This window comes from Echinicola soli (assembly GCF_006575665.1).
Taxonomy (GTDB): Bacteria; Bacteroidota; Bacteroidia; order Cytophagales; family Cyclobacteriaceae; genus Echinicola; species Echinicola soli.
Genome location: NZ_CP041253.1, coordinates 3,691,820 through 3,710,955, shown reverse-complemented (window position 1 = coordinate 3,710,955; position 19,136 = coordinate 3,691,820). Strand labels below are relative to the sequence as shown.

The 19,136-nt window shown below is 43.3% G+C and carries 15 protein-coding genes; 6 read left to right on the top strand and 9 right to left on the bottom strand.

Annotated elements, in window-relative coordinates:
* Positions 1-201 precede the first annotated feature (201 nt).
* From uxaC to uxuA, 3 genes are all read left to right on the top strand, one after another.
* Positions 202-1,629 carry a glucuronate isomerase gene (gene uxaC, locus FKX85_RS14680; protein WP_141615453.1) on the top strand — a complete coding sequence of 476 codons (1,428 nt, stop codon included), beginning with the start codon at positions 202-204 and terminating at the stop codon, positions 1,627-1,629.
* Positions 1,630-1,644: 15 nt separating this feature from the next.
* Positions 1,645-2,460: an SDR family oxidoreductase gene (locus FKX85_RS14675; protein ID WP_141615452.1), complete on the top strand. Its 816-nt coding sequence runs from the start codon at positions 1,645-1,647 to the stop codon at positions 2,458-2,460.
* A 77-nt stretch (positions 2,461-2,537) separates the two neighbouring features.
* Entirely contained in the window at positions 2,538-3,716 is a 1,179-nt protein-coding gene (gene uxuA / locus FKX85_RS14670; RefSeq protein ID WP_141615451.1) for a mannonate dehydratase, read from the top strand.
* Between the two features lie 713 nt (positions 3,717-4,429).
* Here the strand turns inward: uxuA and FKX85_RS14665 are convergent.
* Entirely contained in the window at positions 4,430-5,455 is a 1,026-nt protein-coding gene (locus FKX85_RS14665; RefSeq protein WP_141615450.1) for a Gfo/Idh/MocA family protein, read from the bottom strand.
* A gap of 231 nt (positions 5,456-5,686) precedes the next feature.
* Between FKX85_RS14665 and FKX85_RS14660 the strand changes: the two genes are divergently transcribed.
* The 3 genes from FKX85_RS14660 (at position 5,687) to FKX85_RS21575 (ending at position 9,866) form a co-directional block, all read left to right on the top strand.
* Positions 5,687-6,382 carry a response regulator transcription factor gene (locus FKX85_RS14660; protein ID WP_141615449.1) on the top strand — a complete coding sequence of 232 codons (696 nt, stop codon included), beginning with the start codon at positions 5,687-5,689 and terminating at the stop codon, positions 6,380-6,382.
* Positions 6,383-6,392: 10 nt separating this feature from the next.
* Positions 6,393-7,892, top strand: a complete 1,500-nt coding sequence (locus tag FKX85_RS14655) for a sensor histidine kinase (protein WP_141615448.1) — start codon at positions 6,393-6,395, stop codon at positions 7,890-7,892.
* A 171-nt stretch (positions 7,893-8,063) separates the two neighbouring features.
* Complete coding sequence (locus FKX85_RS21575) at positions 8,064-9,866, top strand: hypothetical protein (RefSeq protein ID WP_210416859.1); 1,803 nt, start codon at positions 8,064-8,066, stop codon at positions 9,864-9,866.
* Positions 9,867-9,957: 91 nt separating this feature from the next.
* Here FKX85_RS21575 and FKX85_RS14645 read toward each other — a convergent pair whose 3' ends face one another.
* From FKX85_RS14645 to FKX85_RS14610, 8 genes are all read right to left on the bottom strand, one after another.
* Entirely contained in the window at positions 9,958-10,611 is a 654-nt protein-coding gene (locus FKX85_RS14645; protein ID WP_141615447.1) for a hypothetical protein, read from the bottom strand.
* Positions 10,612-10,887: 276 nt separating this feature from the next.
* A complete protein-coding gene (locus FKX85_RS14640; RefSeq protein ID WP_141615446.1) occupies positions 10,888-12,501 on the bottom strand; it encodes a sulfatase family protein in 1,614 nt (537 codons plus the stop codon).
* A gap of 176 nt (positions 12,502-12,677) precedes the next feature.
* Entirely contained in the window at positions 12,678-13,382 is a 705-nt protein-coding gene (locus FKX85_RS14635; RefSeq protein ID WP_141615445.1) for a DUF3307 domain-containing protein, read from the bottom strand.
* A complete protein-coding gene (locus tag FKX85_RS14630; RefSeq protein WP_141615444.1) occupies positions 13,379-14,077 on the bottom strand; it encodes a helix-turn-helix transcriptional regulator in 699 nt (232 codons plus the stop codon). Before FKX85_RS14630 ends, FKX85_RS14635 begins: the two co-directional genes overlap by 4 nt.
* A gap of 137 nt (positions 14,078-14,214) precedes the next feature.
* Positions 14,215-15,210 (bottom strand): Gfo/Idh/MocA family protein, encoded by a 996-nt coding sequence (locus FKX85_RS14625; RefSeq protein WP_141615443.1) that lies wholly within the window; start codon positions 15,208-15,210, stop codon positions 14,215-14,217.
* Positions 15,207-16,217, bottom strand: a complete 1,011-nt coding sequence (gene yiaK / locus FKX85_RS14620; RefSeq protein WP_141615442.1) for a 3-dehydro-L-gulonate 2-dehydrogenase — start codon at positions 16,215-16,217, stop codon at positions 15,207-15,209. The genes FKX85_RS14625 and yiaK overlap by 4 nt, the downstream gene beginning before the upstream one ends.
* 109 nt (positions 16,218-16,326) lie before the next feature.
* The gene (locus FKX85_RS14615) at positions 16,327-17,688 is read right to left on the bottom strand and encodes a pectate lyase family protein (protein ID WP_141615441.1); all 1,362 of its coding nucleotides are present in this window, start codon (positions 17,686-17,688) and stop codon (positions 16,327-16,329) included.
* Positions 17,675-19,105, bottom strand: coding sequence for a glycoside hydrolase family 28 protein (locus FKX85_RS14610; RefSeq protein ID WP_141615440.1), 1,431 nt, complete (start codon positions 19,103-19,105; stop codon positions 17,675-17,677). Before FKX85_RS14610 ends, FKX85_RS14615 begins: the two co-directional genes overlap by 14 nt.
* Positions 19,106-19,136 lie beyond the last annotated feature (31 nt).

The following is a 19,136-nucleotide window of genomic DNA, read 5'->3' as shown; positions in this document are numbered from 1 at the left end:
TGGCTATTATTACTTGATGTTAACTAACATCTCGACTTGTAACTAAAGCAAGTAGGTAATGTCAACATCCCAAGTCAAATATTATTTTATATGAAGGGATATTATAAATCAAAACCTATTTTAATTGGGCGAAACGCACTTTTATAAAACGCTATTCTCACATCCATCAATTGTGCCTTTCACTCAAAAACCTAAAATTATATGAGTACTCCTGAACCCAAAGTAAAATCCACTTTTATCCAAGAGGATTTTTTGCTGCAAACGGAAATGGCTAATGTGCTTTATCACGATTATGCCAGGAAGATGCCGATCATCGATTACCACTGTCACTTATCTCCTAAAGACCTTGCCGAAAACCGAAAATTCGAAAACATCGCTCAAGTGTGGCTTGCAGGTGACCACTATAAATGGAGGGCCATGAGGACCTTGGGTATTCAGGAGAAATACATCACTGGGAACGCCTCTGACCAAGAGAAATTTCAGAAATGGGCTTATACAGTTCCCTATACCATGAGAAATCCCCTGTATCACTGGACCCATCTCGAGCTATTAAGGTATTTTGATATGGGAGAATTACTGTCCGCTGATAATGCCGACATAGTTTACCAGGAAACAACAGCCCAGTTACAAAAGGATTCCCATAGTACACAGTCATTGCTGGCCGGTATGAATGTAGAAACGGTCTGCACTACCGACGATCCTACAGATAGCTTGGAATACCACAAAATGGCAGCTGACAATGGTATGCCAATTGGACTCTACCCTACCTTCCGTCCAGATAAGTCCTTTGCTGTGGAACAACCGTCCACCTATATGGCTTACCTTAATAAATTGTCCGATGCCAGTAATGTATCCATTGACAGCCACGAAAAACTAATGGCTGCACTGGAAAACCGTATCGCTTTCTTTCACGAAAACGGTGGCCGTCTAGCTGACCATGGACTGGAGCAGCTTTACTACTTTCCAATCGGAACTTTTGATATAGAAATACTATTCAAAAAGGTCTCCACAGGCAAGCCTCTGGATCAAGAAGAAACTGCCTATTATAAATATGTCACCCTATTAGAGCTATGTCGCCTCTACCACGCCAAAGGCTGGACTCAGCAGTTTCACTTGGGGGCACTTCGAAATACGAACGAACGTATGCTAGATACGCTAGGGCCTGATACAGGTTTTGATAGCATTGGTGATTTCACCCAGGCAAAAGCCCTTTCCCAGTTTCTTAATGAACTGGATAAAACAGATCAACTCTGCAAAACCATTCTCTATAACCTCAACCCACGGGACAATGAAGTTATGGCCACAATGACGGGAAATTTCAATGATGGATCAATTAGGGGCAAAGTGCAATTTGGCTCGGGATGGTGGTTTCTGGATCAAAAAGACGGAATGGAAAAACAAATGAACACCCTCTCAAACATGGGACTGCTCAGCTGCTTTGTGGGAATGCTTACGGATTCCCGAAGCTTCCTATCCTTTCCACGCCATGAGTACTTCCGCAGAACACTATGTAACCTAATCGGCAATGACGTGGCCAATGGAGAACTACCTGCAGATGAAAAATGGCTTGGAAAAATGGTTCAGGACATCTGCTATCACAACGCTAAAAACTACTTTAACTTCCAATAAATAAAAGCATTAAATATGTCTGCACTATTTTCTGTAAAAGACAACATTATCCTTATCAGTGGCGCCACAGGTGTACTGGGGAGCCAAATTACTCAATATTTGGCCAAAGAAGGTGCCCAAGTGATTATCTTGGGAAGAAATCCCAATAAGGTTAAAGAACTGGTAACCGCCATTACTACGAACGGAGGAAAAGCCTCTGCCCTGATTGCTGATGTCACCAATAAAGACGCTCTCCAAACTGCCGCACAGCAAGTGGAAAAAGAATTTGGAAAAGTAGATGTGCTCATCAATGCCGCAGGCGGAAATATGCCCGGTGCCATCGTCACTCCAGACCAGAACATTACAGACTTGGAGATTGAAGAAGTTAAGAAAGTCATGGAACTTAACTACCTGGGAACCTTAATGCCTATTCAGGTATTCACTCCTCTGTTATTAAAAAACCCAGCTGCAAGCATCATCAATATCTCGTCTATGGCAGCTTCGAGACCGCTCACCAGAGTAATGGGCTACGCATCTGCCAAAGCGGCAATCGATAACCTTACCAAATGGCTATCCGTGGAATTCTGTCAAAAATACGGCAAACAGTATCGGGTCAATGCCATCGCTCCAGGGTTTTTCCTTACGGAACAGAACAGGACATTGCTTACCCAAGATGATGGAAGCTTGACTGCCCGGGGCAATCAGATCATAAGTCACACGCCCATGGATCGCTTTGGGGATCCGGAAGACCTCTTCGGTGCAGTAAGTTTCTTTTGTAGTGCTGCTTCCAAATTTGTAACTGGAACCATAATCCCCGTGGATGGAGGTTTCAGTGCCTATGGTGGGGTGTGAGCAGTTAAGGATTAAAAATTTTGTGAACCGAAATTCGATTAGCCCAATAGCATACCTGCATTGGGAAAGATGAAGCTATGAAACCAATAAAAAAAATGGAACAGACCATGCGCTGGTATGGTCCCCAAGACCCGGTAACCTTAGCGGACATCCGACAGGCCGGTGCCACTGGCATCGTATCTGCCCTGCACCATTTGCCTAATGGTGTAGTATGGTCCCGCGAAGAAATCAAAAAAAGAAAAGACACTATTGAAGCTGCAGGGCTTACCTGGTCAGTAGTCGAGAGTATTCCTGTCCATGAAAGCATCAAAACCAGAAGTGGCCATTACCAAGAATACATTACCCACTATAAAACCTCTATCGAAAACCTAGCTGCTGAAGGCATTCATACGGTTTGTTATAATTTCATGCCTGTGCTGGATTGGACCAGGACAGACCTAGCCTATGAACTCCCCAATGGAGCTAAGGCACTGCGCTTTGAATTACAAGCGCTGGCAGCTTTCGACCTATTCATCCTGCAGCGTCCAAATGCCGCGGATGCTTATAGCGATGGAGTGATCAAAAGGGCCGAAGCTTATTTCAAGCAGATGTCAGATGAAGCCAAGCAATTGCTCACGAACAATATCATTGCAGGATTGCCTGGAGCAGAGGAAGGTTATTCACTGGAGGCTTTTCAAAAAGTACTGGACACATATAAGGATATCAACGCCGATAAACTTGCCGACAACTTGAGGCTGTTCCTGGATGAAATCATTCCCGTCGCAGAAAAAAATCGTGTCTTCATGGCCATCCATCCCGATGACCCTCCCTTTCCGATGTTTGGACTTCCCAGGGTCATGAGCACGATCCAGGACGTAAAACGCCTGCTAACGGATAACTCCAGTGAATATAATGGCATCACCTTCTGCACAGGATCCTTTGGGGTGCGTGCAGACAATGATCTTCCACAGATCATCAGGGAGCACGGAGACCATATCCACTTTATCCACCTGCGCAGTACCCAGCGGGATGCCGATGGCAACTTCCATGAAGCTAATCACCTGGAAGGAGATGTCCCGATCGTAGAAGTAATCAAAGAACTCATAAAAGTACAGGCAAAAAGGGGGAAATCACTTCCTATGCGTCCTGATCATGGCCATCAAATGCTCGATGACCTTAAGAAAATCACCAACCCTGGCTATACAGGGATCGGAAGGCTCAAAGGATTGGCAGAGCTGAGAGGTTTGGAAATGGGATTGATCCATGGTTTAGGATAATGGATTTATCAATTGTCCCACCCAATAATTATTTTATGTCGGAGGGAGCTCATTTGCTTCCGCCGGCTTTTACATCTATTATGACACACCCACTTCTTTTTAATCTCAATTCGATTTAAAACATCTTAGCTGTCGATGAGGATCCTTCATTGCCATTTTAAACCTGAAATTTGGCTTATAACAACTTCAAGTGTGATTTTTAGCCCTTACCTCTATCGAGAACCGAAGGCTGAAAACCTTTCCTGACCTTAACCCGAGGCAAGGACTCGGGCCATAAGCCCTCCCTCATTCCTCTATCGCAGGCCGAAAGCCCAGCTCAACACTTCCTTCTAGTCAAACCATCTTCGCCAGATTAGAAAATCTACTGTGGTCTTAGTTCCCTTTGAATCAGTCGTTGCATGAGTTTTATGATTCTACCTGACCGGCAGACAGGTTCACTATAACGGACCAAGCAATATTTCTGGAAGATGAGAGATTTCCAGGTGATTTTGGTAAGCATATTTCTCTTTAATTTAGCAATAGGAATGCGTGCTCCAGTAAAAAAAATCAGCGCCATCTTCGTGCTATCGAAACCAACCCTAATCCACCAACTTTTCCGCTTGACCCACTATAACGGCGCTCTGCATTAAACCATGAACTACTGATTATATGCTATTTAAAACCATCCCAACAGTAGTCGGAATCCCAATGTATAATGCGGGTTTAAGAAATAGTCAGAAAGAAATTTCCTTTCCAGTTTTGGAGCTTTCATAAATCCCCAAAATCATCGCAAGGGACTTCTTTGCTATTTCTCCCGTCACCAATGGCGGTTTATTCTCTTGTATGGACATGACCATATCCTCGATCTGCATCAAATGAAGTGCATGACCGATCGCCATGGGATCAGCAGCACCACTACTAGGCTCTTGAGCTGCGTTTTCCGCTTTTGACTCTTGATCCTTAACGCTCCAGGCAACTATTTTACCAGCTTCCAGAATCACGCTGCCTTCTGTCCCATAAATTTCCAGTCGCTCAGGATAGCCTGGATAGAGTGATGTTCCTGCGGTAATATTCCCCAAAGCGCCATTTTTAAAAGTGACCAACGAAGTTCCTATATCTTCCCCTTCAATGTCATATAAAGCTGTTTTCACCTTGCCAAAGACAGTGTTTGCATCGCCCATAATGTCCAGCAACAGATCAATGGTATGAATTCCTTGATTGATAAAAGCACCTCCCCCGTCACCACTAATGGTTCCTTTCCAGTGACTACTTTCATAATACTCCCTGCCCCGAAACCATTTTATATAAGCATTCCCCATCAACAAGCTCCCCAATTGTCCACTTTTGACAGCAGCCCTGAGCAAGAGATAACCTTCATTAAAGCGGTTTTGAAAAATCACACCCAGCTTTACGTCATTCTCCTTGCAAGCCTGTATCATTGCATTTGCCCTCTCTATGCTGATCTCAATAGGCTTTTCCACCAAAACATGCTTTCCTGCCTGTGCTGCCATTACCGTAGGTTCCAAATGCTCCCCACTCGCCGTACAAATACACACCACCTCCAATCCAGGATGAGTCAAAAAGTCCTTCAAATCATCATATCCTTTGACCTGAAACTGAAGTTCAGCTTGTTTTGCCCTCTCAGCTGAAGAACTGCACACCGCCACCAGTGCTGTGGAATCCAGTTCATTGATGGCTGAAGCATGCTTTTCGGCAATGGCTCCGGTTCCGATAATTCCAAATTTGATGGGATATGACATATTGAAATATGATTTTATAGGGGAAAGAATTTAAGATACAAAAGCTAATCTGTTTCGCATAAAAATCGAGTTTTTTAAATTAAGATCAACCTGCCTTTATAATATTAGTATATTTGGCCTATTGTAGGCTCAGAAGATAAAAAAATGTTACTTGATAAACGACACCTACCACTGAAAAAAACGTTCAAATCCTACACTGATAGAATCTTTTTATAAGCGCAAAATACAACAATGGAAAAAGTACTAATCATCGAAGATGATCATAACATCTCAGAATTACTCACGATTCATATTTCTGACATGGGTTTTGAAGTAGCATGCGCTTTTGATGGAAAAGAAGGATTGCTAAAAGCATTAAATTATACTTACACATGCATCTTATTGGACATCAGACTACCATCCATGGATGGATTTGAAATTTGTAAGCGAATCAGGCAAGAAAAAATCTATACCCCTATCCTAATGTTAACTTCCAAATCGGAAGAAATAGACAAAGTACTCGGACTGGAAATCGGAGCGGATGATTACATCACCAAACCTTTCAGCATCAGGGAACTGATCGCTCGCTTCAAAGCAGTATTAAGAAGAAGCAGTGCTCCGGCGGTTCAGGAGGTGATGGAAGAAAAGGAAATCCTGGCTCATCAACTTTTTATCAATGTAGGAAAAAGGATAGTAGAGCTCAACGGCAACCGAATAGAACTTTCCCCGAAAGAGTTTGACCTATTGGTATTGCTGGCCTCTAACCCCGGCCGGACTTTCTCCCGTCCCAATCTTCTCAACCAAGTCTGGGGATATGAATTTGAAGGGTTTGAACATACCGTCAATTCACACATCAATCGCCTACGATCCAAAATAGAAGCCAATATGAACACCCCAGAGTACATACTTACTACTTGGGGCGTGGGCTACAAATTCCGAGAAAATTAATCCCATTATAATGGATCATTCGCAACCCAAAAAACCTTTCAAACTCTTTAACCGTCTCTTTTGGGAAGTATCTGCTATTTTCCTCACAGTTTTACTGGTCTTTTCGGCCATCACCTTGGTCATCTCTATTAAATCTGCGAGGGATTATGCTGAAGAAGTCAACCAAAAGCTCAACTATAACCTAGCCAATAATGTTCTGGGTGTTATAGAGCCTCTAGTGGTAAAGGACAGTATTAACCAAGGAGCTATTGAGGATCTTTTGCATTCCATGATGGTTATTAATCCAACGCTAGAAATTTACATTTTGGCTCCTGATGGCAAGATCAGAAGTTTTGTGGCACCTGACAAAGTAGTTCAGCTGGACCATGTAAACCTAGAGCCTGTCAAAACTTTTTTGAACAACACGGACAAAAGTATCATCTATGGAGATGATCCCCGGAATCCAGGCGAAAAGAAGATCTTTTCCGCGAGTAAAATAAAGCATGACAAAGAGTTGGCGGGTTATCTTTACATTGTTTTGTCCAGCCAGGAATATATTTCCACTGCCCATATGGTGGAAGGCAGCTACATCCTAGGACTGTCCATCAGATCGGTGATGATCATATTGGTCATAACAGCCATCATGGGACTGGTAGCCCTTTGGTTTTTGACCAAGAAACTCAATACAATCATCTCAGGAATAAGTGCTTTCAAATCTGGCCGGTATGAAACTCGCATTCCGCTACAAAATCAAAACGAGTTGGACAAAATCAGCGTTACATTCAATCAAATGGCCGAAACCATCGAAAGGAATATTGAAGAATTGAAGAGCTTGGATAGTTTGAGAAGGGAATTGATCAGTAATATTTCCCATGACCTACGTACTCCGATTGCCTCCATCCAAGGGTATGCGGAAACCTTGCTTCTAAAAATCAATTCATTGTCCCAAAGTGACCAGCTGCACTACTTGGATATCATCGTGAAAAGCAGTGAGAAACTCAAAGGCCAAGTAGCGTCGCTTTTTGAATTGTCCAAACTAGAGGCCAAGCAGATTAAACCTTCAATTGAGCGTTTTGGTATTTCTGAACTGGTTCAGGATATCACCAATAAGTACAGGGTTTTGGCCAAACAGAAGCACATTTCTTTCAATACCGTCTTCCCAAAAGAACTTCTATTGGTAGATGCCGACATTTCCCTCATCGAAAGAGCCCTCCAGAATCTAATTGACAACGCCATCAAGTTCACTCCAGAAGGTGGTACCATCACTCTTGAAGTAGACCTGAAGAGTGACCAGAAAGTAAAAGTCAGCATAACGGACGATGGAACAGGCATCCAAAAAGAGGATTTGCCCTTCATATTTGAACGATACTACAAAAAGAGTAACCAAACTTCTTCTGAAGACAATACAGGCCTAGGACTGGCCATTGTCAAAAAAATCATTGAACTGCACCAATCCGAAATCAACGTCGTCAGTCACCCAGGAAAAGGCACCTCATTTTCGTTCATGCTGCCCGTGGAGCAAGCATCCTAACCAAATAAAAACTTAAAGGGTTATTAAAAAAAACCAATAAAAGTGAAAAAACACTTCATATTGGTCAATAACTACACTCATTGGAAAACCATTATAAAAGATTGACTTTCTTGTGACTTTTCTGTGACATTTAAATGGGAATTTAGCACCGAACCAAAACTGTTTAGTGTTATGAAAATAAAAATATTTCTCATTTTGTTGGTATCGGGCGTTATCTTTACCGCCTGTAACAAAGATGATGAACCGGTAACGCCCCTGAATCCAAACAATGCTGAAAAAGCATTTATCGATCGCTTTAGTGAGGATGCGGGGAATTTATTTGTCAGAAATAGCAGCAATAACTTACCAGCTGCCAATCAAGCTATCAATTTTGATGAAGGTCCATTTATCACCACGGGTTTAGGGCCTGATGGTGAAATGGTAGAGTATTACAATTTTGACGTGCAGCCAATCACTCCTGCCCCTATTTATATCCTGTTTAAGGAAGGCGAAAGTACACCTGTGGCAGATCAATTGAATATTATTGATGTGATTCCGGGAGATGAGGGATACAACGACTTCTGGTTAGTAAACCGGGTTACGGTTCCCTCAAATTATGTCGCAAACACTGTAACCAGTGTCGAAGGAATCATGGCAGAAGACTACGCTATAGAGCCAACAGAAACCATCGTTAACTGCCCAGTGGTTCCAGATGGATCCACTGCAAGCAAGCGATTCGGCAACGGTGAAGAGCCAGGCCTTATCCAAGGATGGTATAAGGACATGTTAGTGTATTATTTTACCTTTTCGGAGAAATCACTGGTGTCCACTTCCATGGGCAGCCAAGCAGCAGTACCGGTATCCGGCATTCTGGTTACCTTTAACGTCAATCCGGATATGGCCGGAGGGGGACCGACTTCTGGTTTTGCAACGGAAGGCAGTACCTTGCAGACCCATAATGTGATAGAAACCCTACCTACAGATGATGCGTACAGCCCTCTTTGGAGTGTAAGCGCTTATGACAATGCTTTCTTTAATTCGGTATATGATTGGCCTTCTGCTATGGAAGCTACTGTCTTGGGAGCTAATGTAGCCTTGGTAAACTGCCCGGTCGTGTCGGTGGATGATGGAAATCCACCAATGGATCCAGATATGGCCGCTAAATCTTCCGTAGACAGATTTAGTGATGCTGCAGCCACACTATTTGTAAGAAATGGAAAGAATAATTTCCCAGGCCCAAATATGCCGGTAAACTTTGATGAAGAGCCTTTTATCACCAAAGGTTTAGGACCCAATGGTGAAATGGTGGAATATTACAATTTTGATATCATGCCGACCAAGCCTGCTCCTATTTACTTGTTCTTCCGCGAAGGCGAAGACAGCCCGGTGGAAGGCCAACTCAATGTCTTGGACGTCATTCCTGGGGATGAAGGCTATAGTGATTTTTGGCATGTACACCATGTCATTGTACCGGACTACTATATTGCAAATTCCGTTACGAGCCTTGATGAAATTAATGCCAGAGGATATACCGTGGAGGCTACAGAGACCATCGTCAACTGTCCCGTAGTACCTGATGGAAGTACGGCTAGCAAAAGGTTTAGCCCTGATGAAGACACTGAGCTACATCAAGGATGGTATCACGACCAAGTGATCTATTACTTCAACTTCTTCGAAAAAATACTCACGGCAGAATACGTGAACGATGAAACTTCGGTTCCGCTGTCGGACATCTATGTCACGTTCAATATCAACCCTGGCATGGAAGGTGGCGGACCGGCTTCTGGATTTGTAACTGAAAATGGCTCAATGCAAACACATAACACCGTGGAGACCCTACCGAATGATGATGAATACTCACCACTTTGGTACATTAACGTATACGACAACAATGACTTCGAAACGGTAATGGACTGGGAAAGTGCAAAAACAGCCAATCTTTTGGTTGCTGGAGCAGGATTGGCCAACTGTCCCGTCGTAAAAGTTAATCCCTAATTATTAGGGCATTAAAAAGAAAAGGCTGTCTCCTTGACATTTTGACAAGGAGACAGCCTCTTTTATATAACGACACAAAATGGTTGGTGGTCTAGTTCAGCTTAAACACCAATCCGCCTCCCAAGCTAAATTGGTAAATGGAAGAGTAACTGTTTACGCCTGCTCCAGCGCCGCCGGTTCCAAAATAAAAACCGCCACCAACAGATTGGACAGCAGACAGCAATTGTGCCTGGACCTTCAGTCCGACGCGTTCAGAACCCCACATAATTCCACCACCTTTTACACCCCAAGCCATTTTGGTGGCATTGTTCTCATTTCCATTATCAGGATTATACAAGTCGGCTATCACCACACCGGCCATTACCCCAAAAAAACCTTCTAGATTTCCACTAGGAGCTTTAAAATAGCGTGATGGTGCTACCAAAATATAGTTTATCCCTAAGTCAAAATTCGTGCGACGATCCACAAAACCTGAATAGCTGTAGCGTGTTGGACTATTGGTATCCTGTCTCAGGTACAACACTTCCACGCCTATCATGTCATTGACAACATATTCGATACCGCCACCCCACTGAAAGCCATCTTCAATCCTTCCCTCATAATAATAGTTATTACCTACATCCCAATAGGAATCAAACTTATCGGCGAAAACATAAGAGCCGTAAACATTTAGCCGCACATCCTGGGAAAACCCTTCCAGGGAAAACAAACACAAAATCGCAAGGACACAAAAGAGCTTTTTCATATTAACTATAGCATTTAAGTTCTATACAGAATTTGAAGGAATACCGAATAACGGAAACAGCTTCCCTATACTTGATGCATAGTTACTCAAATCATCGTCGATACGTGTAAAAAAAGAATCCCTATCGGTAAAAGATTATAATTTTGTGCACAAAATCATTGTGTTCTCCCCTGCTGTAAGGCAGTTATGTACGAATCAGACCACTAAAAGAACCATTGGACATAAAAATCCCCTGCACAATACATTGCCAGGGGATGTAAACATTTATGTTATTCTCTATTTTTCAGTGGGCATCACCACTTCATCTTTGTATTGGCTCATGAGCTCATCCAGCTTATTATGCATCTCCTTTTTCACCTCTGCATAAGCTGGATCTTCATATATATTGTTCATTTCGTGAGGATCTTTTTCAAGGTCATACAGCTCCCATTCATCCACATCATAATAGAAATGGATCAATTTATACCGGTCTGTCCTTACGCCGTTATGACGCTTCACAGCATGAATGCCCGGATACTCATAATAGTGATAATAAAGTGCATCCCTCCATTCGACTTCCTCCCCCTTCAGCAGTGGTAGCATACTTTTACCTTGCATTTCTTTTGGAATCGCCACCCCTGCTGCATCCAAGAAAGTTTCCGCAAAGTCCAGGTTCTGAACTAAATCTGTATTTCTACTGCCTTCCTTGATCACGCCTGGCCATTTGATCATCAACGGTGTCCTGAAAGATTCCTCATACATAAACCGCTTGTCAAACCATCCGTGCTCTCCAAGGTAAAAACCTTGATCAGAGGTATAAACGATAATGGTGTTTTCAGCTAACCCATTCTTTTCCAAATAATCCAGCAGCCTTCCGACATTTTCATCCACTGACTCAATGCTTGCCAAATAATCCTGCATATAACGCTGGTACTTCCATTTGGTCAGCTCATCTCCTTGAAGATTGGCTTTCTCAAATTCTGCATTGATCGGGCCGTACACCTCTTCCCAAGCAGCGCGCTCCGATGGGCTCATGCGGTCCAGATTGTTATGGTATGCATATGGATACCAAGTGAGAAAATTCTCATAACCCATTTTTTCTGCGATATCCGGATGGATCTTGTTATCGCTTGTCACCCCCATATGCGTATCAATTCGCATTTCTGCTTCCCTGGCTGCGCTGCCCCGTCCGCTATAATCATCAAGCAAACTCTCAGGCTCAGGGAATTCTTTTTTTGTATATTTACGGAAATTTTCTTCCGTAGGAAGCCACTCCCGATGAGGTGCTTTGTGCTGGTACATCAGCATAAACGGTTCTTCGCTCTCCTTTGCTTCATCCAACCAGTCAATGGCAAAGTCCGTGATCAGATCCGTCACGTAACCAGAATCCAGCTCCACACCATTTTTAGTACGGAATTCAGGATTGTAATAATGGCCCTGACCGGGCAGTACTTTCCAATAATCAAAGCCAGTAGGTTCCGTTTTCAGGTGCCATTTTCCGATCATAGCGGTTTGATAGCCTTTCTCTCTCAGAATTTTCGGAAAAGTCACCTGTGTACTGTCAAACTTCACTGCATTGTCCACCAGGCCATTTACATGACTGTGCTTACCCGTCAGAATCACGGCTCTACTTGGTGCACATATCGAATTACTGACAAAAGCCTTCTCGAAAAGCATTCCCTCCTTGGCTATCCTGTCAATATTCGGAGTATTGATCAGCTTGTCGCTATAAGCACTGATCGCCTGGTACGCGTGGTCATCGGACATGATGAAGATGATATTGGGACGCTTATTGGCAGTCGCCTCCTCTTCCTCCTTTGGGGGCTTGCAGGAAAACAGGAAAGCAATGATGCCAATGGCCATCAATGCCAGAGCAGTATTTTTTCCTACTGAATTAGTTTTGGGATACATGAAACTTAAATATTATTGGGTTATTAAAGTATAAACTTAGGGAAAAAGACCTAGTATATCAACCCTGCCTTTTTATATATCTTTACGAAAGTCACTTTAGTTTTTGATAAATTTAATAAGGTTCTACATTACCATTCAGAAATGAGTTGAATAGTTTTATCGGATGGGTTCATCCCTTATACCAATCCCACACAAGTTCCCAATAATATGGCTATGCCAAAGCTGAGTAATGTACCGATCAATACATATTCGGCTTTGAGAATATCGTCATTTTTAAATCTTAAAATGGACTTGGCTGCAATCAAAAATCCAACAGCCTGAAATTCTCCCAATAGGATAAATGTAAGTACCAGCATACGCTCCAATACCCCGATCAATTTTCCTGCATTGGGGAGGTCATTGGTACCTGGCACCTTGATTTCATAGGCTTTTAGTACTTCTTTAATGAGGATATTAGAAGGCTTCAAACAGGCTAAATAGGCAAATATTGCCATAAGTAATTTGGATGATAACTCCACTTGCCACCAAGGGTGCAGCCCCAAATAAAGCGTGTACGATACGGCTACTGCAATGATCACCGCCAAATGTAAAACTTGATCAATAAAAAAGGCATAGTTTCCCAGCCACTTGCTCCTGTTTAAGTACACTTTTAAGCCGTCAATGATATAATGTGTCAGGGCAATCACCAACGCCCCATAAACGAAATACAGCTGAAAGGACAAGCCCCAAGACAATAAAAACACGATCAATATATGCCATTTTAAAAATGGACTTCTAAATCCATGTGTGTTCTTTTGCGCTGCCAATCGATCATTTTGGAAATAAAAATCCGCCAACATATGGGCAATCAGCTGTAGGATAAAAAACTGGGCTGCATTCATGATTGATGTCGCTTTACGGTATGATTATAATATGCTACGGTATCTTCGATGGCATTCCAACCTACACTGGTACTGTGCTGATTGACCACAGACTGGCTGACCCCAAATTTTTCTGCTATTTCATCTTCATTCAGCCCCATCAACTTCCAGTACAGCACCTCGGATTGACGGGCTGTGGCCTTGCTGATCAGCACATCCAAGAGCCCCATCACAGGATCAAATTGTTCCTTTAGCAGCTCTTCATGCGATTCGAAAAACAACGTTTGTTTGATCACTACCCTTTTTTTCTTGCGGCCGGATTGCTCATTTATCTTTCTTCCTGCCAAGTAAATCGCCTCTCCGTCTATCACGCCATTTGTCGTATCGAAGGTCGGTAACTCACCATAGCCTATGGCCAACCGGATACCATGTGTCTTAAACAATTTAATACGGTTTTTGTCGCTGCTTTTCTCTCCAGTACTTACCTCAATGGATTTCACAAAGCTCTTTATGGCCAAAGCCACCGCAAGCGACTCTTGGGGCTTTCTGCACACACACTCCACATAATCTCCTTTCAGTACCCTTCCATACGTATCGAATTTTACTGAAAGGTGAAAGATAAGGTCTTTCAAACGATCATTTAGCATCAGCCGATCTTCTTTGACCAGACTGGTAGAAGATACAATATCTCCGGATATGACTGCTACTTTTCCCATACATCTAGCTTATAACCGTACTAAATATAGCATTTTAGACTTATAAACACAATTTATAAGTCAATTTACATATAAAATATATTTATAAGTTTTTAAGCTTATATAATATAATTATATGTTTCTCCACTTATAACCACTCATTTTACCGCAATCTCTTCCATAATGCGATTGGTTCTGCTTCCTGACAAGCCATCAGAAGGACTTAAAGCCAGTCCTAACAAATCACCCACTACTAACTGAATCAAAGGCATTTGTATATGCTTAGGCAAAGAAAATTCAAACACTTCTTTTCCTTCACCATCAGTTTCAAGCGACACATTTCCCCCACCAAAGGTTTCATAACTGATATGGCCTTTACTCCCAAATATAACAGTCTTGTCCATCACATCTATTTTGCTGGAAGAAAAACACCAACTGCCACTCCCCAATACACCCGACTCAAATTCAAAAGCAGCCACGACCATATCTTCGGCCTCATACAGTCCAGCTTGATTTGCACTAATTCCCTTTGCAGTTTTTATCGGTCCCAAGGCAAAGTCCAAAAAGTCCAATTGATGGGAAGCAAGGTCATAGAAATAACCTCCCCCAGCAATATCAGGATTTACCCGCCAATTATGATCAAGGTTCCTTACCACTTCGGGCTTGGGCACTTGGTTCATCTGGATGGATACATGGCGTACCTCTCCGATCGCCCCCTCCTCTATCAAGGATTTGATCTTTAGAAAATGGGGCAACGCCCTTCGGTAATAAGCCACATACAGCGGTACTCCAGCTTTGTCACAGGCAGCAATCATTTCTCGACATGCTGCATACGTTTTGGCCATAGGTTTCTCCACATATACTGGTTTACCTGCCGCTGCTGCTTTTAATGTCAGCTCCTTATGCGCATAAGGTGGAGTAGCTATGTATATCGCATTGACCTCAGGGTCATTTATCAGCGCATCGGCATCGGTGTACCACTTGGGAACTTGGTGCCGCTTGGCGTAGTCCTTTACCTTTTCCTCATTTCTCCTCATCACCGCTACCAATCGACTGTTCTCCACCAAATTCATGGCGGGAGCACTCTTTACCTCACACACATCGCCTACTCCTACGATGCCCCACCTTACTTCATCATCTTTGATTTTTTTCATGTAAGTATATTATTGATCTCGATCCAGATATCTTCATCCACGGGCACACCGCTTCTAATATTCTCAGCCCTTACTTTTAAGGTCTGCTCACCAGGATAGCGTAGTGAATTGCCTTTACCAAAAACACCACTTTCTTTTAGGTCACTGACCACCGCATCCAAGCGCTCTTCCATCCATTCATCCAATCCAAAATTCTCAGGGTTCACCGCTAAAAACACCTGAGAGAGCCCACTTTCATCATCCTGTTTGCCCACCTCAAAAGTAGCCTGGCCGCCGGAAAGCAGCATTGCAAGCATGTCCAACACCAATGACAGGCCAGCACCTTTCCATAATCCGATGGGCAGTGCCAATTCCTTTTGGATGATCTCAGCGGGCGACCGACTAAGTTTTCCTTCCCCATCAAATCCAGCAGCATAAGGCATCTCCTTACCTTCTTTGGCATAAATGGCCATCTTTCCATAGGCAAACTGTGACATTGCTGTATCCAAGACGATTGGGCCATTTTGCCGGGGTATGGCCACCACCAGGGGATTGTTTCCCAATTTTGGTTCGCTTCCTCCCCAGCCTGGCATATTGGGCTTGGTATTGGTGAAGCAAATACCGATGCATCCGGCTTCTACAGCCTGCCAACCATAATTACCCGCTCTCATCCAATGATTGGTATTTTGTAAGGCCACGCAGCCAAACCCGGTAGATTTGGCCATTGAAATGGCTCCTTTCATGGCAGCGTGAGCATTGAGATTACCTGGCCCCAAGTGGCCGTTCCAGCGTTCAAAACCACCAAACTTAGCCACTGCCTCAGGTTGGGCAGAAGGCACGATCAGGCCTTTTTCGATAGAGGACAAATAACTCAAAAACCGGTTCACCCCATGAGATGGTACTCCGTCCAAACTGGCCTGGGCAAACAATTGGGCACTCAGTGACGCCCTTTCTTCAGGAAAGTGATAGTGCAGAAGCACCTGCTTTAAGGTTTCTTGAAGTGCTGAAAAATCAACTCTTTTTTCCATAGCATATAATTCAGTTAAATTTACCGATTATATGACCTCATGCAAAAGGAGTTGTTTAATTTTGAAAAAGTCATGGATGCTAATCCTACTTCAACACTACTAACAACGATTAATAACCATCCACCAAATCATTCAGATAGACCTCGACGTTGGTGTAAAACCGGTGAAGTGTACTTCCTGCTGCATCAAAAGGATCATTGCTATCCAAGCCCATTTCTTCTTCCCATTTATCAGGCATGCCATCGCGATCTTTGTCCTCGGGTGCCTTTTTTGATTTCAGTTTTGGCCATCCCCCCACATCCTGCTGACTGTCAATAATTCCATTGCGGTCTTTTCCAGCAGTACTTTTACCCTTTTTCACCTCCATTAGCAATCGCTTGTCTACCTGGTCCCGGCTATAGCTGGCACCAGCGTTACTAAGCACACGCAAACATGCGATGGAAGCTCTCTCTGTTTCCTGTCCCATCAAAAAAGGGAAAGGATTATCCACCAGTACCTTATCGACAGCCTCCACACCATCTACTCCTAAACGATTATCCTGGGACACTTCACAGTCATGGGAATTGGTGTTTCCAGCCAAGTAAAACTGGCCATAGGGTTCATAGGGTTCTATGATGCGATCTTCATTGGACGTGGTCGCCGGGCCTGGTTGGTAAAAATTTCCTACCATGTTATAATGCCCTTGTTCCCCTCCATAAGCGTTGTTGTTTTTCCAATTGTAGATCACGTTATTTCTGAAATCCACCATCTCCTTTTCAGGCTCCTTGCTAGTCCTGGCACCATTGAAGCGGGGCAATCTACTGGCATGGTTTGCGATCAGGTTATGGTGAAAAGTGGCCTTATTTCCACCCCATATTCCTCCATAGCCGTGATTGCCCTTTTCATGCACAGAAACATTCAGGCTTTCTGAGACGATACACCATTGTAGTGTAAAGTTCTCATTATCATAAAACGAGCCACACTCATCCGTGCCCCAGCTCAATGAACAATGGTCAATGATGACATCTTTATTGCGCAGACAGCTCATCGCATCATCCTGAACGCCTTCTTCATCTCCCATCCGGCTTCTGATATACCTGATGATGACATTGTCCCCTTTGATCTTTATGGGATAATTCTGCAAGGTAATCCCACCACCTGGTGCACTTTGGCCGGCAATGGTAAGATCACCATGGTTAATGTCCAAACTTGATTTCAACTTGATATTACCTGAAACAGCAAATACGATGATCCGCGGCTCTTTTTTCCTGATCGCTTCGCGCAAACTCCCAGGTCCTTCGTCTTGGAGATTGGTGACTACATAGACTTTTCCTCCACGTCCACCTGACGTATATTTGCCAAAACCATCTGCACCAGGAAATGCCAATGCTCTTTCGTTTTCATTTTGGCCATTATCCTGCCCATAAGACCAAAACGAAAGCTGCATGCACAGCAATAATAAGCAGAAAAGATACATCTTACTCTTGATCATAACTAACCGATTTACCGTTAATGGTGACATTTTCGAAGTGCACATCCTTTACATTGGAAAACTTAAAAGCTTCCTTTACCTGCTTGATCGTCACATTTTCAAGTCTAATATTTTCTACCGGAGAGCTTTTATAGCCTTCCAATAGCACACCGACTTCCCCCCCATTTTCTACCGTCATATTTTCCACATGGATATTTCTTACCGTGGGGACATATGCACCGCTATCTTCATAAAACATATTTACACGGATCACTTGCTGGGCAATCTGGCCAACGTCAATATTTCTCAAATAAATATCTTCAATCACACCACCTCTCATGGAACTGGTTTTGATACGGAGTGCCCTGTCCAGATGTGGACTGTTCATCTCACAATTTTCCGCAAAAACATTCCGTACACCGCCTGATATCTCACTTCCTATAACAACACCGCCATGTCCATCGGCCATCTTGCAGTTTTGGATAATAATATTTTCACTGGGAACATTGATCCTCCTACCATCTGCATTTCGGCCAGACTTGATCGCTATACAATCATCCCCGGTATTAAAGTAACAATCTTTTATCAGGACATTTTTACTCGATTCTGGATCACAGCCATCAGAGTTGGGACCGTGACTTTCTACTGTCACTCCCTCAATGGTCACATTTTCACACAGCACTGGATTTAATATCCACATGGGCGAATTAACGATCTTCACCCCTTCTATCAATACATTCTTACACCGGTAAGGCTGCACAAACTGAGGACGAAGGTAAAATCCCTCTCCAAACTTTCTTTCCTCCACGGGAACGTTGTCTTCTGCCATTTGGAAGAGCGCATGCCTTTTATCCGGATCTTCCTGTTGTGGATTTCCTTCTGTATAGCCGTATTGCGTTTTTCCTTTCCATGGCCACCAGTTGCTTTCATCGGCCTGTCCGTCCAAAACACCTTCTCCGGTGATGGCGATATTTTCCTCTTCCAATGCATATACCAATGGGGAATAATTCATCAGCTCTACTCCTTCCCATCGGGTATAGACCAGTGGTAAGTAATCTTTAGGATCAGTGGAAAACAGTAACCTGGCATTCTTTTCCAAATGCAAATTCACATTACTTTCCAAATAAATGGGCCCTGTGGCAAAATCACCTGCCGGAACAAGCACCTTGCCCCCTCCAGCCTCTGCACAGGCCTCGATAGCCGATTTAATGGCCTCACTGGCATCTGTATTTCCATCTCCCACAGCTCCGTAATCGGTAATCGAAAAAGTTTGGTCAGGAAACTCAGGTGCTTGGATAGATTTCAATATTTCAGAAACCTGATCCCAAGCACTTGGTTGGACTTTTTCTTCCTTTTGCTGCTCCTGTTTACAGCCGACCATTAGGATCAAACCTAATAGGGTCACAATGAGAAAATGATATTGATATCGGTAAGTCATAGTTCCTTTATCTTTATAAATCAGTTATTTA

Coding starts and splice junctions, on each gene's coding strand:
- FKX85_RS14665 (WP_141615450.1), bottom strand. CDS start 5,455: ATGTCATATCCCATCAAATTTGGAATTATCGGAACCGGAGCCATTGCC.
- FKX85_RS14625 (WP_141615443.1), bottom strand. CDS start 15,210: ATGAAAAAAATCAAAGATGATGAAGTAAGGTGGGGCATCGTAGGAGTA.
- FKX85_RS14645 (WP_141615447.1), bottom strand. CDS start 10,611: ATGAAAAAGCTCTTTTGTGTCCTTGCGATTTTGTGTTTGTTTTCCCTG.
- FKX85_RS14675 (WP_141615452.1), top strand. CDS start 1,645: ATGTCTGCACTATTTTCTGTAAAAGACAACATTATCCTTATCAGTGGC.
- uxuA (WP_141615451.1), top strand. CDS start 2,538: ATGAAACCAATAAAAAAAATGGAACAGACCATGCGCTGGTATGGTCCC.
- uxaC (WP_141615453.1), top strand. CDS start 202: ATGAGTACTCCTGAACCCAAAGTAAAATCCACTTTTATCCAAGAGGAT.
- FKX85_RS14610 (WP_141615440.1), bottom strand. CDS start 19,105: ATGACTTACCGATATCAATATCATTTTCTCATTGTGACCCTATTAGGT.
- yiaK (WP_141615442.1), bottom strand. CDS start 16,217: ATGGAAAAAAGAGTTGATTTTTCAGCACTTCAAGAAACCTTAAAGCAG.
- FKX85_RS14635 (WP_141615445.1), bottom strand. CDS start 13,382: ATGAATGCAGCCCAGTTTTTTATCCTACAGCTGATTGCCCATATGTTG.
- FKX85_RS14655 (WP_141615448.1), top strand. CDS start 6,393: ATGGATCATTCGCAACCCAAAAAACCTTTCAAACTCTTTAACCGTCTC.
- FKX85_RS14660 (WP_141615449.1), top strand. CDS start 5,687: ATGGAAAAAGTACTAATCATCGAAGATGATCATAACATCTCAGAATTA.
- FKX85_RS14630 (WP_141615444.1), bottom strand. CDS start 14,077: ATGGGAAAAGTAGCAGTCATATCCGGAGATATTGTATCTTCTACCAGT.
- FKX85_RS14640 (WP_141615446.1), bottom strand. CDS start 12,501: ATGTATCCCAAAACTAATTCAGTAGGAAAAAATACTGCTCTGGCATTG.
- FKX85_RS21575 (WP_210416859.1), top strand. CDS start 8,064: ATGAAAATAAAAATATTTCTCATTTTGTTGGTATCGGGCGTTATCTTT.
- FKX85_RS14615 (WP_141615441.1), bottom strand. CDS start 17,688: ATGATCAAGAGTAAGATGTATCTTTTCTGCTTATTATTGCTGTGCATG.